This is a genomic window from Pseudomonas sp. S04 (assembly GCF_009834545.1).
Classification (GTDB): domain Bacteria; phylum Pseudomonadota; class Gammaproteobacteria; order Pseudomonadales; family Pseudomonadaceae; genus Aquipseudomonas.
Genome location: NZ_CP019427.1, coordinates 97,614 through 111,168 on the forward strand (window position 1 = coordinate 97,614; position 13,555 = coordinate 111,168).

Genomic DNA, 13,555 nt, shown 5'->3' on the forward strand with positions numbered 1-13,555 from the left:
TTGGGCCGGGCGAACGTTGCGGATTTCGCGTTGGCCAACCGGTCTTTTGCCGGCAGTGGGGGCGATCCTAATCGGCAAACCTTTCAGCTACCTTTCGCCAGACAAACACCGGACGAGATGTGCAAGCGCGCCTGGCGAGGCTTAAAGTGCTGGGCAGTGCCCCGGATTGATGGGGTGCAGTTGGGGAGCAGGAGGGTCGGCATGAGCGAACTTCACACCGGCGGCTGCCATTGCGGGCAGCTGCGTTATCAATTCAGCGGGCCATTGCAGGACATCGCCCATTGCCACTGCTCGATTTGCCGGCGGGTCAGTGGCGGCCTGGTGACCACCTGGATCACCCTGCCCCGTTCTGCCTTCCAGTGGCTGGCGGGCACCCCGGCGCAGTACGACTCTTCGGCCAGCTGTGTGCGCTACTTCTGTGGCCACTGTGGTGCCCAACTGGCGTTGATCACGCACCTGAGCCCGGACAGCATCGATGTGACCATTGCCACCCTGGATCACCCGGAGCGGGCGCCTGCCGAGCGGCACATCTGGACCGACAGTCGATTGCCTTGGCTGCACCTGGACGAACACCTCCCCGAAGAACCCGAGGAAACCCTGTAGCAGCTGTCGAGCTCGCGAGGCTGCGTCAACGGCCGCAGGACGTTCGTAATGCCCAGCGCAGGCTACCTTGCACCTGGGGCTCAGGGCAGTTCCAGGCCGCCTGCCGCCTTGTGCAGTGCCCGCAGGTGTTCACCCAATTGCTTGACGTTGGCTTCGTTGGCGGCGATCTCCGCTGCCCGGGCCGGCTCCAGCAGGGCGCGGGCCTCTTTGTCGAGGTCGCCGGTCAAGGCTTGCAGTATCTTCTGGCGGCTGCTGCTTTCAGCTTCCAGGCGTTGCCATTCGTTGGCTTGCGGCAACCCGTAGCCACCCTCGTCGAGCAATTCCGCCGGGCGACTGAGGAAGCCGCTGTTGGCGAGGATCTGCTGCAGGGTCTTGTTGGCCCGGTCCATGCCGCCATTCTCCAGCTCCCGCGCATCGAGGTAGCGTTGCTTGACTTCGTTCTGGGCCAGCAGCAGTTGCTGGCGGAAGCTTGCCTGCTCCAGCAACAGCAATGCGGCGCTGGTGCGCAGGTCGGCCTGGCCGAACCATTGACGACGATCGGCAGCGCTGGAAGTCAACCAGTCTTCGACCTTGTCCTGCTTGATCGGCAGGTGCTTTTTCAGCACCTCGAACATGGCTTGATAGCGGTCGCGGAATGAATCGAAGCGATAACCCAGGCGCAAGGCCTCACGTTGATCGTCGAGCACGCTGGTGTCGGCCAGGCCGCGGGCCTTGAGCACTTCCAGCAGGCCGTTGGGCATGATGCTGTCCAGGCCGACCAGTTGCGGATTGTTGCTACCACTGCGCAACAGTTTCAGGCTCTCTACGGCGCAGTTGTTGGACAGGAAGAAGTAATTACCGTCGTAGCTCCAGTGCATCTCGGCAGCGTGCTCCACCACTTCGTCGATCTCGCTGCGCGACAGGGTCAGCGGGACGGACGCCAGGCTGCGCAATTCGGTCTTGGTGTACTCGTCGATGACTTGTGCCAGGGGCAGCACAAATAGCCGCGAGGGGTACTTGCCGACCAGGCCATCCCAACTCGACAGCTGTACGTCACCGACGAAGGCGCGGTAGGACAGCACCAGGGAGTATTCCAGATCCAGCCGGCAATCCGGCCCACGCGGGCGCCCGGGTGCACAGATCACCAGGCGCAACATGCTGTGGCCCCAGCGGCTGACGAGGTTCTGGTTCGCTTCGGCGAGCAGGTAATCGACGGCGTAGACCCGCTCCGGATCGACCTGCCCCAGCGGCTGTTTGCCAAAGTCGTTGCCGGCATTGAGAAAGGCGAAAGACGTGGCGCAGTTGTCCTTGGCCGCCGGTGCCCAGCCAAAGTGCTCCTGGTAATAGCGGTACAGCGCCGGACGGCGGCAGGCGTAGCTCGGGTCGAGGAGGAAGTACTCCATGTTGACCGCGACGAACTCCTTGGGGCTGCTGGTTTCGTACAGGTCCGGGCTGCGCGCGATCTGGCGGTTGTGCTGTTCACGTTCGCCGCGCCGGCCCACGTATTGCTGCCAGCCGGCCAGGTCCAGCAGGCGCGGGTCATCGCTGAGGGTGAAGCGCCGGTCGTTCTGGCCACGGCATTGATCGGGCATGCCGATCAGGCCCGAACTGTTGTGCTGCCGGGTACAGCGCTGGATCAGCAGGCGTTCGGGGCCGGGCCATAAACGCGCACGGTCGTAGATGTGGGTCAGTTCGTGCAGCACCGTGGCCAGCATCTCGCGGCGTACGGTGCCGTGGGGACGGTGGGTCTTTTTAGTGGCAGCGCTCCCGTCCGTCAGGCCGGGTAGCAGCTTGCGGTTGAGGTCGAGTTCGGACACCAGGGAGGCCTGGCCGTAGGCGTTGGCCGGCATGTTGTCGGTCCAGCCGACATTGATCCGTCGGTCCAGTTGCTCGACGAAGTGCGGCGGCAGCGCCTGCATCGCCTCGTCCAGCAAGGCCTGGCTGGCCTGCTGTTCTGCCGGGCTCAAGCCTTCGGTCTTGAGGTGCAGTTGCAGGCCGGCCTGGGCCGTTGTGCCAAACAGCAGCGCGGCAGCGGTCAGCAGCCCGGTGACGAACGACCTCACAGTGCGAGGATGGCTTCGGCGAGTACCTGGTCACTGGCGTCGCGGGCTTCCGGCACGCGGGTGCGCAAGGTGTCGAAGGCCGCTTCCAGGTGCGCGCCACGAATATCGCCATTGCTGGCAACGAAACTTGCCGCGTCGTCGTGGGCATCGCGTACGACTTTCGAGTCGCGGATGGACGTCGTCGTGTCCGAGGTGAAATCGAGGGTGCGCTGGGAGGCACGGATAATGATGTTACTGGTGGCTACCAGGGTTTGGGCCTGGGCCATGTCGGCCAACAACAATAGGCCGAGGGTGGCAGCAATCAGCGGGCTACGCATGGAACGACTCCGGAAGAACGTGGGATAACTATTGGACGAGAATTGCCTGTGCCAGTTCAAGATCACTTGCATGAAGTTTTGCCCGGTTCTGGTGCAGGTAAACCAGGGCCGACTCCAGGCGCGCTCCTCGCAGTTGGCCATTGCTGGCAACAAAGGCTGCCGCATCATCGTGCGCGGCGCGCAGCAGTTTATGGTCGAAGGGGGCGCAGGTCACCATGCTTGTGGCATAGGCGGTGACGACCAGGTTCTGCGTGGTCAGGTCCAGGGCATGGGCCGAGGTGATCCAGCAGGCGATGAATGTGGCGGGGACGAACAGTGCTTTTGAAAGAAAATCCATGGGACCGGACAGCTGGAAACCAGCCCCAAGGCTAGCGCAATGCCCGGCCCAGAGCCAGGCCTTGGCAAGCGGGGCAGCTCAGGCCGCCCCGTCTAGAGCCTGCAATCAGATGGTCAGGATAGCCTGAGCCAGTTGGGCGTCAGTTGCGCTCAACTGTGGAACCTGCTTGCGGATGTGCTCCAGGGCACTTTCCAGGCGAACGCCGCGGATGGCACCTTCGCTGGCGACGAAGCTGGCCGCGTCATCACGGGCTGCGCGCACGATCTTGTCGTCTTTGAACGAAGAAGTGATGTCGGAGGTGGCGTCGGAAGTGGCTTTGAGTGCGCCGACTACAGCGTCCGTGGTGACGATGAAGCTGGTGGCGTGCGAATTGGCAGCCACGGCCAGCAGGGCTGCAGCGCTGAGCAGACGAAGACGGGACATGGGGTAACTCCTGTTAAGAACAAAAAAGAGGCGTTGGAAAACGCCGGACAACCACCGCGAGCCGCACGGTGCCTGAACAATCAGACGCGTACCGCGCAGTGTTCGCCACGTTGTATCTGGATATTAGGCGCATGTTCAGGGGTTCGAACAGTCCTGTCTTCCTTTTGCCGTCCACTATTGCCAGAAGGAGCGCTCCAGTTCGGCCATGCGGTCTGCGTGGCTGATACCGATATCGGACAGTTGCTGGTCATTGAGTTGGGCCAGCAAGTGCCGGGTACGCGCCCGTTCCCGGCATTGGCCTGTGGCCCTGATCAGCCTTGTCAACAGCCCCAGGAGGCCGCGCCGTGGGCGGTGCGATAGGGATATCTCGAGTGAAGTGTCCATGCTCAATTCCTCGCGCGAAGGCTGAAAGTGCAACCTTGGGAGATCATGTTGAACCCTTGCGGTTCAGCGGGTCAGTGACACTGGGGTTAAATTGTACTGGTGCAATTTTATATTTATTGCAACTGTACCTATCTTGCGCAGTACCTTCTGTACCAGCGTTTTTTTGCCCTGAAACGACAAGACCCGTCGCGGTTTCCCGCGACGGGTCTTGTGTGTGCAATTCAGAGTGCTGGCGGTGGACCCCTGAAGGTCAGAGCCAGCGACGCTAACTTAGCGCCAGAACGGCTTGCTCAGCTCTTCGTAGCGTTGTGCTTCGCTAATCCCTGCGTCAGCCAGCAGACGCGAATCCAGGCGAGCCAGTTGGTGGCGGCTGGAGATGCGGCGCTGCCACAGCATCAGGTTGGCGAGAACGCGAAGAGGCATGGAAGCCTGGGTTTTTACAGCGTTGTCTTCGAAGAACAGTTCGGAACTGAGTGTACGTTCCATGGTGACATCCTTCCGCTTGTGGCGGGATTAGGTAGTGGTTTAACTGGTGCCCATGATCCTCTCGTTTGGCCAGTCTCTGTAGATACAGTTCACCTGTATTGTGAGAGACCAGTTAACTGTTAAAGGGTGGTGTACTGGTCTAAATTGAGGCAACTGTACCTATCTGCACATTTATGGTGCGTTTTGTAGGTTTTAATCGGAAAAGGTAGGCTTTTTACCTAGGAAAAGACCGGTACAGCAGTACAGTTTTTGTCAGCTATTGGGTGAAAGATAGCGGGCCGGCAAAAAAGTGTTTTCGCCGGCCGCCATCTGTACCAATCACACGGCGAGCATGCGCCCGGTTTCTTCCAGGTTCATGTGCCAACTGAGGGCTTCGCGCAGGATGTGCGGGGTGTGGCCGCCGATGGCACAGGCCTTCTCGAAGTACTCATTGAGCGCTTCGCGGTAGTCCGGGTGCACACAGTTGTCGATAACCACCCGGGCGCGTTCCCGAGGGGCCAGGCCACGCAAGTCGGCAAGGCCGATCTCGGTTACCAGGATGTCGACGTCGTGCTCGGTATGGTCAACGTGGCTGACCATCGGCACGACACTGGAAATCGCGCCGCCCTTGGCAATCGACTTGGTGACGAAGATCGCCAGGTGGGCGTTGCGGGCAAAGTCACCCGAGCCGCCAATGCCGTTCATCATCCGCGTGCCGCAGACGTGGGTGGAGTTGACGTTGCCGTACAGGTCGAACTCCAGCGCGGTGTTGATGCCGATGATGCCCAGGCGACGCACCACTTCAGGGTGGTTGGAGATTTCCTGCGGGCGCAGTACCAGTTTGTCCTTGTAGCGCTCCAGATTGCCAAAGACATCGGCATTGCGCCGTTGCGACAGGGTGATCGAGCTGCCCGAGGCAAAGCTCAGCTTGCCGGCGTCGATCAGGTCGAAGGTCGAGTCCTGTAGCACTTCGGAGTACATGGTCAGGTCTTCGAACGGCGAATCGATCAGCCCGCACATCACCGAGTTGGCGATGCTCCCGATGCCAGCCTGGAGCGGGCCCAGTTTGTTGGTCATGCGGCCGGCGTCCACTTCCTGCTTGAAGAAGTTGATCAGGTGGTCGGCGATGGCCTGGGTCTCGTTGTCCGGTGGCAGCACCGTGGACGGCGAGTCCGACTGGTTGGTGATGACGATGGCGACGATCTTTTCCGGTGGAATCGGGATCGCGGTGCTGCCGATGCGATCGTCGACCTGGGTCAGCGGGATCGGCGTGCGGGTCGGACGGTAGGTCGGGATATAGATGTCGTGCAGACCTTCCAGGTTCGGGTTGTGCGCCAGGTTGATCTCGACGATCACCTGTTTGGCGAAAATCGCGAAGCTGGCGGAGTTGCCGACCGAGGTAGTCGGCACGATGTGGCCTTGTTCGGTGATGGCCACGGCTTCAATGACTGCGATGTCCGGCAGCTTCAGTTGCTGGTTGCGCAACTGCTCCACGGTTTCCGACAGGTGCTGGTCGATGAACATCACTTCGCCGGCGTTGATCGCCTTGCGCAGGGTGCTATCGACCTGGAATGGCATGCGGCGGGCCAGGACGCCCGCTTCGGTCAATTGTTTGTCGAGGTCGTTGCCCAGGCTGGCGCCGGTCATCAGGCTGATCTTCAGCGGCGTGACCTTGGCGCGCTCGGCCAGTGCGTGGGGCACCGCCTTGGCTTCGCCGGCGCGGGTGAAGCCGCTCATGCCGACGGTCATGCCGTCCTCAATCAGAGCGGCAGCCTCGGCGGCGCTCATCACCTTATCCAACAACGAAGGCAAGCGAATACGGTCACGGTACATGGATTATTATCTCGGGCAACGGAAGCAAGATGCGCAGTCTAGTGATTTCGAAAACATTCGTCCCGCTACCATGGTCGAATGCAGGCCCCTGATTTAGAGCCTTTGGTCGGGTAATCGAGGCCAATAAAAAACCCCAGCCTACGGGAGGCTGGGGTTTTTGGTATTGCCGTGGAGCAGTGTTTATTCGACTGCCTTGACCATATCTTCGATGACTTTCTTGGCGTCGCCAAAGACCATCATGGTCTTGTCCAGGTAGAACAGCTCGTTATCCAGGCCGGCATAACCGCTGGCCATCGAGCGCTTGTTGACGATGATGGTCTTGGCCTTGAAGGCCTCCAGAATCGGCATGCCGGCGATCGGCGACTTCGGATCGTTCTTCGCCGCCGGGTTGACCACGTCGTTGGCGCCGAGCACCAGTACCACGTCGGCCTGGCCGAACTCGGAGTTGATGTCTTCCATCTCGAACACCTGGTCGTACGGTACCTCGGCCTCGGCCAGCAGGACGTTCATGTGCCCAGGCATGCGCCCCGCCACCGGGTGGATCGCGTACTTCACGGTCACGCCGCGATGGGTCAGCTTCTCGGTCAGTTCCTTCAGTGCGTGCTGCGCCCGTGCCACCGCCAGGCCGTAGCCCGGAACAATGATTACGGTATCGGCGTTGGTCAGCAGGAAGGTGGCGTCGTCAGCCGAACCGGATTTCACCGGACGCGCTTCCGCCGAACCGGCAGGACCTGCAGCGTCTGCGGTGTTGCCGAAGCCACCCAGCAGGACGTTGAAGAACGAACGGTTCATCGCCTTGCACATGATGTACGAGAGGATTGCACCGCTAGAGCCCACCAGGGAGCCGGCGATGATCAGCATCGAGTTGTTCAGTGAGAAGCCGATACCCGCCGCAGCCCAACCGGAATAGCTGTTAAGCATCGACACCACTACCGGCATGTCGGCGCCACCGATCGGGATGATGATCAGCACGCCCAGCACAAAGGCCAGGGCCAGCATCAGGGCAAACGCACTCAGGTTGCCGGTCAGCATGAAAGTGATGCCCAGGCCCAAGGTGGCCAGGCCCAGCACCAGGTTGATCTTGTGCTGACCGCTGAACTGTACTGGTGCGCCCTGGAACAGACGGAACTTGTACTTGCCCGAGAGCTTGCCGAAAGCGATCACCGAGCCGGAGAAGGTGATGGCACCGATGGCGGCACCGAGGAACAACTCCAGGCGGTTACCGGCCGGAATCGCGTCTCCCAACTGCTTGACGATGCCCAGCGACTGCGGCTCGACCACCGCGGCGATGGCAATGAATACCGCGGCCAGGCCGATCATGCTGTGCATGAAGGCGACCAGCTCTGGCATCTTGGTCATTTCAACCCGTTTGGCCATGATCGAACCGGCGGTGCCGCCGACCAGCAGGCCAACGATCACGTAGCCGATACCAGCGGTGGCCAGCTCGGCCCCCAGCTTATAGATGAGGCCGACGGTGGTGAGGATGGCCAGCGCCATGCCGAGCATGCCGAACAGGTTGCCGCGCCGCGAGGTGGTCGGGTGCGACAGGCCTTTGAGGGCCTGGATGAAGCAGATCGACGCGATCAAGTAGAGCGTCGTTACGAGGTTCATGCTCATTACTTGGGCGCCTCTTCTTTTACGGCTTTCGGGGCTTTTTTCTTGAACATCTCAAGCATGCGACGGGTGACCAGGAAGCCACCGAACACGTTCACCGCCGCCAGTGCGACGGCCAGGGTGCCCATGGTCTTGCCCAGCGGGGTCACGGTCAGCGCGGCCGCGAGCATGGCGCCGACGATCACGATTGCCGAGATCGCGTTGGTCACCGCCATCAAGGGGGTGTGCAGTGCGGGTGTAACGTTCCAGACCACGTGGTAACCGACATAAATCGCCAGCACGAAGATGATCAGGTTGTAGATACCGGGGGAGATAAGCTCTTCCATCGTCTGAATCCCTGCTTAGGCGTTTTTGCGGATGACTTGGCCGTCGCGGCACATCAGGCACGCGGCGACGATGTCGTCTTCGAGGTTGATCTCGAACTGGCCTTCCTTGGTGAAGACCAGCTTGAGGAAGTCCAGCAGGTTGCGCGCATACAGCGCCGAGGCATCTGCGCCGACCTGGGCTGCCAGGTTGGTCGGGCCGGCGATGGTCACGCCGTGCGCGACGATCACCTGGTCCGCGACGGTCAGTGGGCAGTTACCGCCCTGTGCCGCCGCCAGGTCGATGACCACCGAGCCCGGTTTCATCTGGGCGACAGTCTCGGCGCTCAGCAGTACCGGGGCCTTGCGGCCAGGAATCAGGGCCGTAGTGATGACAATGTCGGCTTGCTTGGCGCGCTCGTGCACGGCCAGGGCCTGGCGTTGCATCCAGCTGGCCGGCATCGGCCGTGCGTAACCGCCGACGCCAACTGCGCATTCACGCTCTTCGTCGGTTTCATAAGGAACGTCGACGAACTTGGCGCCCAGGGATTCGATCTGCTCTTTCACCGCAGGACGGACGTCGGAGGCTTCGATCACCGCACCCAGGCGTTTCGCCGTAGCGATGGCCTGCAGGCCCGCCACGCCAGCGCCGAGAATCAGCACGCGAGCAGCCTTTACCGTGCCTGCGGCGGTCATCAGCATCGGCATGAAGCGCGGATAGTGATGAGCGGCCAGCAGCACGGCCTTATAGCCGGCAATGTTGGCTTGCGAGGAGAGCACATCAAGGCTTTGCGCGCGGGAGGTACGCGGCGCGGCTTCCAGGGAGAACGCGGTAATGCCACGCTCGGCCAGTTTGGCAATGGTTTCATTGCTGAACGGGTTGAGCATGCCTACCAGCACGGTTCCACTTTTGATCAGGCTCAGTTCGCTGTCGCTGGGGGCGACAACCTTGAGGATCAGCTCTGCGCCAAATGCATCGTTGGCACTGCCAATCACTGCACCTGCCGCTTCATAAGCACTGTCGACAACGCTGGCGCTGATGCCGGCGCCGCTTTGCACAGTGACTTTATGACCCTGGCCGATCAGCTTCTTGATGGTTTCCGGGGTTGCAGCAACCCGCGTTTCACCGGTCTGGGTTTCGAGAGGAACACCAATGTGCACGTCAAATCTCCTGCTTGATCTTATTGCTTTCGATCTTTCTTAGAAGGCCAGCGCACTGCGGAGGGTGCGGCTGGGGCGGCCGATCAGCACGACCCCGCTGTATTTCGGGCGGGGCGCGGCATTTTGCAGGCGAACTTTGTGCCCTTCAAGGGATTATGACGGGTGACGGAAAATTAACTACAAGTCACCCCGTGACCGAATGTCGCAACCAGGCGGGTTAATCCCTTGTAGGCCGTGACTTGCAAGGACTCTGGCGAAAATTTGGGGATTTGCTCATCGGCTGCATGAATGTTGCACCATGGTCCTGATTTAAGGCGCGAAAGCCACGCCGTTAGGCGGCTGTGGGACGATTGTGCAGGTATTCCGTACAGTCTGCTTAAATGCGACAAATAGTTATATCTGTAGGGCTTTAAATTTGCTGACTACGAGGTCAGCTAATGCCTGTAGGCCCCTGTCCCTCTACGCTGTAGCTATGTGCCTGATGAATCAGCCAGTCGCGAAATGCGCGTAAAGACGCGGATTCGACCTTTCGGTCAGGAATCATCAGGTAATAGGCCTTGATGCTCGACAGGGCCTGGGGGTTGGCAATCACCAGCCTTTTCTCCGCCAGTTCGCGCTGGATCAGGAATGGCGGGATCAGGGCAATGCCCATGTCATGCATTGCCGCCTGGGCGAGCATGGAGAATAGCTCGTAACGGGGACCTGTCATGTCCCGGGGGATATTCAGGTTCTGGGAGTTGAACCACTGGCGCCAGGCGTACGGGCGTGTGGTCTGTTGCAGCAGGGGCAAGTCGGCAATCTGCTCGGCGCTGAGCTGCATGAACTGGCCGCGTAAGGCCGGACTGCACACCGGCATCGGGTTTTCGCCCATCAGCCTGTGGGATTCGGTACCGGACCAGTCGGCGTCGCCGAAGTAGATCGCGGCGTCGAAGTCGGTGTCGGCAAACAGGAAGGGCCGTGTGCGGTTGGTCAGGTTGACCGTTACTTCCGGGTGCTGCTCCTGGAAGTCTTTGAGTCGCGGCAGCAGCCATTGGGTGCCAAACGTCGGCACGACCGCCAGTTCGATCACGTTGGCGCCCTTCTGGCCCATCACCGACAGGGTGTCGCGTTCTACCGCGTCCAGTTGGGTTGCCACCCGGCGACTGTAGGACAGGCCGGCTTCGGTGAGTTTTACGCCGCGCCGTGAGCGTCGGAACAGTTCGACACTGAGAAACTCCTCCAGGCTGGCGATCTGTCGGCATATCGCGCCCTGGGTCAGCGAAAGCTCCAGGGCGGCCTTGGTAAAGCTCTCGTGGCGGGCGGCGGCTTCGAAGCTGATCAGGGCGGCGGTGCTGGGGATCTTCCTGCGCATGTACGGCAACCTCACTAATGATTCTCGTGTATGCCGTTTTGGGCAATTACGGAGTGAGAAATTAGCACAACAGCATGCAAAATCCTCGTTTGCCCATTCCGTGAGCGACGCCTAGGATCAGTCCACGATATTTGACCTACTTCGCGAGGACACGCTCATGGGCGGTAAAGCTAGCTTCAACTGGATCGATCCCCTGCTGCTGGATCAACAGCTCACTGAAGAGGAGCGCATGGTGCGCGACAGCGCAGCGCAGTTTGCCCAGGACAAGCTGGCTCCGCGCATCCTCGAAGCCTTCCGCCATGAAAAGACCGACCCGGCGATCTTCCGCGAAATGGGCGAGATCGGCCTGCTGGGTGCGACCATTCCCGAGCAGTACGGCGGCAGCGGCCTGAATTATGTCTGCTACGGGCTGATTGCCCGCGAGGTCGAGCGTGTCGACTCCGGCTATCGCTCGATGATGAGTGTGCAGTCCTCCCTGGTCATGGTGCCGATCAACGAGTTCGGGACTGAGGCGCAGAAGCAGAAGTACCTGCCGAAACTGGCGTCCGGTGAGTGGATTGGTTGCTTCGGTCTGACCGAGCCGAACCATGGTTCCGACCCGGGTTCGATGATTACTCGTGCACGCAAGGTGGAAGGCGGCTACAGCCTGACCGGCAGCAAGATGTGGATCACCAACAGCCCGATCGCCGACGTATTCGTGGTCTGGGGCAAGGATGATGCTGGCGATATCCGCGGCTTCGTCCTCGAGAAAGGCTGGAAAGGCCTGAGCGCCCCGGCTATTCACGGCAAGGTCGGCTTGCGTGCCTCCATCACCGGCGAAATCGTGATGGACAACGTATTTGTTCCAGAAGAGAACATCTTCCCGGACGTGCGTGGCCTGAAAGGTCCGTTCACTTGCCTCAACTCTGCCCGCTATGGCATCTCCTGGGGTGCACTGGGTGCCGCCGAGTTCTGCTGGCATACCGCACGCCAATACACCCTGGACCGCCAGCAGTTCGGCCGTCCCCTGGCGGCGACCCAGTTGATCCAGAAAAAACTGGCGGACATGCAGACCGAAATCACCCTGGCGCTGCAAAGTTGCCTGCGTCTGGGCCGCATGAAGGATGAAGGCACGGCGGCGGTGGAAATCACTTCGATGATGAAGCGCAACTCCTGCGGCAAGTCCCTGGATATCGTGCGCATGGCTCGCGACATGCTCGGCGGTAACGGCATCTCCGACGAGTTCGGTGTGGCGCGTCACCTGGTCAACCTCGAGGTGGTCAACACCTACGAAGGTACTCACGACGTTCACGCGCTGATTCTCGGCCGTGCACAGACCGGTCTCCAGGCGTTCTACTGACAGGAGAGCGGCCATGGGTGCGCTATCGCATTTGCGGGTACTGGATTTATCGCGCGTATTGGCCGGTCCCTGGGCTGGCCAGATCCTGGCGGACCTGGGGGCTGAGGTCATCAAGGTCGAGCGTCCGGGCAACGGCGATGACACGCGCGCCTGGGGGCCGCCCTTCCTGAAGGACGCCTACGGCGAGAACACCAGTGAGGCGGCCTACTACCTTTCGGCCAACCGCAACAAGCAATCGGTGACCATCGACTTCACCCGGCCTGAGGGGCAGCGCCTGGTGCGCGAGCTGGCTGCCAAGTCCGACATCCTCATCGAGAACTTCAAGGTTGGGGGGCTGGCGGCTTATGGCTTGGACTATGAGACGCTCAAGGCGATCAATCCTGATTTGATCTACTGCTCGATCACTGGGTTCGGCCAGACCGGACCCTACGCCAAGCGTGCAGGTTATGACTTCATGATTCAGGGCCTGGGGGGCTTGATGAGCCTGACCGGCCGCCCTGAAGGTGATGAAGGTGCCGGGCCGGTCAAGGTGGGTGTGGCGCTGACGGATATTCTGACCGGGCTCTACTCCACTGTTGCGATCCTGGCAGCTTTGGCGCATCGGGATCATGACGGTGGTGGACAGCACATTGATATGGCGCTGCTGGATGTCCAGGTCGCTTGCCTGGCCAACCAGGCCATGAACTACCTGACGACTGGGGTTGCTCCCAAGCGGTTGGGCAACGCTCACCCGAATATCGTGCCTTACCAGGACTTCCCGACGGCGGATGGCGACTTCATCCTGACGGTGGGCAATGACGGGCAGTTTCGCAAGTTTGCCGAAGTGGCAGGTCAGCCCCAGTGGGCAGACGATGCCAGGTTTGCCACCAACAAGCTGCGGGTGGCCAATCGCGCGGTGCTGATTCCGCTGATTCGTCAGGCCACGGTGTTCAAGACCACCGCCCAGTGGGTGGTTGAGTTGGAGCAGGCGGGTGTGCCCTGTGGGCCGATCAATGATCTGTCGCAGGTGTTTGCTGATCCGCAGGTCCAGGCGCGCGGACTGGCGATAGAACTGCCCCATGCACTGGCGGGTAGGGTGCCGCAGGTCGCCAGCCCGATTCGCCTGTCCGAAACACCGGTGGAGTACCACAGCGCTCCGCCGCTGTTGGGCGAACACACGCTGGAGGTCTTGCAGCGTGTGCTGGGTCTGGATGCTGCTGCAGTTGCCGCCTTCAAGGAATCTGGTGTGCTCTAGGCGTCCCTTCTATATAGAAGCGGTTTTGCCCTTGCTTATATAGAAGGCGCAGTACCGCCTTTTTTGGCTTTGCGTAACTCATTGATAGAAAAGCCAAATTAAAGGTTGACGGGAGATCTCAGGTGTCTATAATTCGCCCCACTTCCGGCG

At 60.8% G+C, this 13,555-nt stretch carries 14 protein-coding genes; 3 read left to right on the forward strand and 11 right to left on the reverse strand.

Features of this window, described 5'->3' with window-relative positions:
• The first annotated feature begins 201 nt into the window (after positions 1 to 201).
• Positions 202 to 603, forward strand: coding sequence for a GFA family protein (locus tag PspS04_RS00480; RefSeq protein ID WP_159993012.1), 402 nt, complete (start codon positions 202 to 204; stop codon positions 601 to 603).
• Positions 604 to 683: 80 nt separating this feature from the next.
• On the opposite strand, the gene PspS04_RS00485 is transcribed toward PspS04_RS00480, so the two are convergent.
• The 11 genes from PspS04_RS00485 to PspS04_RS00535 all read right to left on the reverse strand — a co-directional run bounded on the left by PspS04_RS00485 (position 684) and on the right by PspS04_RS00535 (position 10,832).
• Positions 684 to 2,645 carry a DUF7844 domain-containing protein gene (locus PspS04_RS00485; RefSeq protein WP_159993014.1) on the reverse strand — a complete coding sequence of 654 codons (1,962 nt, stop codon included), beginning with the start codon at positions 2,643 to 2,645 and terminating at the stop codon, positions 684 to 686.
• A complete protein-coding gene (locus PspS04_RS00490; protein WP_095165173.1) occupies positions 2,642 to 2,962 on the reverse strand; it encodes a DUF2388 domain-containing protein in 321 nt (106 codons plus the stop codon). Before PspS04_RS00490 ends, PspS04_RS00485 begins: the two co-directional genes overlap by 4 nt.
• A gap of 28 nt (positions 2,963 to 2,990) precedes the next feature.
• Positions 2,991 to 3,299 carry a DUF2388 domain-containing protein gene (locus PspS04_RS00495; protein WP_159993016.1) on the reverse strand — a complete coding sequence of 103 codons (309 nt, stop codon included), beginning with the start codon at positions 3,297 to 3,299 and terminating at the stop codon, positions 2,991 to 2,993.
• 105 nt (positions 3,300 to 3,404) lie between these two features.
• On the reverse strand, positions 3,405 to 3,722 hold the full coding sequence (locus PspS04_RS00500) for a DUF2388 domain-containing protein (RefSeq protein ID WP_095165175.1): 318 nt from the start codon (positions 3,720 to 3,722) through the stop codon (positions 3,405 to 3,407).
• A gap of 174 nt (positions 3,723 to 3,896) precedes the next feature.
• A complete protein-coding gene (locus tag PspS04_RS00505; protein ID WP_095165176.1) occupies positions 3,897 to 4,106 on the reverse strand; it encodes a DUF1127 domain-containing protein in 210 nt (69 codons plus the stop codon).
• Between the two features lie 270 nt (positions 4,107 to 4,376).
• On the reverse strand, positions 4,377 to 4,592 hold the full coding sequence (locus tag PspS04_RS00510) for a DUF1127 domain-containing protein (RefSeq protein ID WP_095110346.1): 216 nt from the start codon (positions 4,590 to 4,592) through the stop codon (positions 4,377 to 4,379).
• Between the two features lie 318 nt (positions 4,593 to 4,910).
• The gene (locus PspS04_RS00515) at positions 4,911 to 6,404 is read right to left on the reverse strand and encodes an acetyl-CoA hydrolase/transferase family protein (protein WP_159993018.1); all 1,494 of its coding nucleotides are present in this window, start codon (positions 6,402 to 6,404) and stop codon (positions 4,911 to 4,913) included.
• 180 nt (positions 6,405 to 6,584) lie between these two features.
• Positions 6,585 to 8,021, reverse strand: a complete 1,437-nt coding sequence (locus PspS04_RS00520; protein ID WP_159993020.1) for an NAD(P)(+) transhydrogenase (Re/Si-specific) subunit beta — start codon at positions 8,019 to 8,021, stop codon at positions 6,585 to 6,587.
• Positions 8,021 to 8,344 carry an NAD(P) transhydrogenase subunit alpha gene (locus tag PspS04_RS00525; RefSeq protein WP_003187010.1) on the reverse strand — a complete coding sequence of 108 codons (324 nt, stop codon included), beginning with the start codon at positions 8,342 to 8,344 and terminating at the stop codon, positions 8,021 to 8,023. Before PspS04_RS00525 ends, PspS04_RS00520 begins: the two co-directional genes overlap by 1 nt.
• A 15-nt stretch (positions 8,345 to 8,359) precedes the next feature.
• A complete protein-coding gene (locus PspS04_RS00530; RefSeq protein WP_095165179.1) occupies positions 8,360 to 9,481 on the reverse strand; it encodes a Re/Si-specific NAD(P)(+) transhydrogenase subunit alpha in 1,122 nt (373 codons plus the stop codon).
• 430 nt (positions 9,482 to 9,911) lie between these two features.
• Positions 9,912 to 10,832, reverse strand: a complete 921-nt coding sequence (locus PspS04_RS00535) for a LysR family transcriptional regulator (protein ID WP_159993022.1) — start codon at positions 10,830 to 10,832, stop codon at positions 9,912 to 9,914.
• A gap of 157 nt (positions 10,833 to 10,989) precedes the next feature.
• Here PspS04_RS00535 and PspS04_RS00540 point away from each other — a divergent pair, with 157 nt between their 5' ends.
• Both PspS04_RS00540 and PspS04_RS00545 read left to right on the forward strand, forming a co-directional pair.
• Positions 10,990 to 12,171, forward strand: coding sequence for an acyl-CoA dehydrogenase (locus PspS04_RS00540; protein ID WP_095165182.1), 1,182 nt, complete (start codon positions 10,990 to 10,992; stop codon positions 12,169 to 12,171).
• Between the two features lie 13 nt (positions 12,172 to 12,184).
• The gene (locus PspS04_RS00545) at positions 12,185 to 13,405 is read left to right on the forward strand and encodes a CaiB/BaiF CoA transferase family protein (RefSeq protein ID WP_159993024.1); all 1,221 of its coding nucleotides are present in this window, start codon (positions 12,185 to 12,187) and stop codon (positions 13,403 to 13,405) included.
• Positions 13,406 to 13,555: the final 150 nt, after the last annotated feature.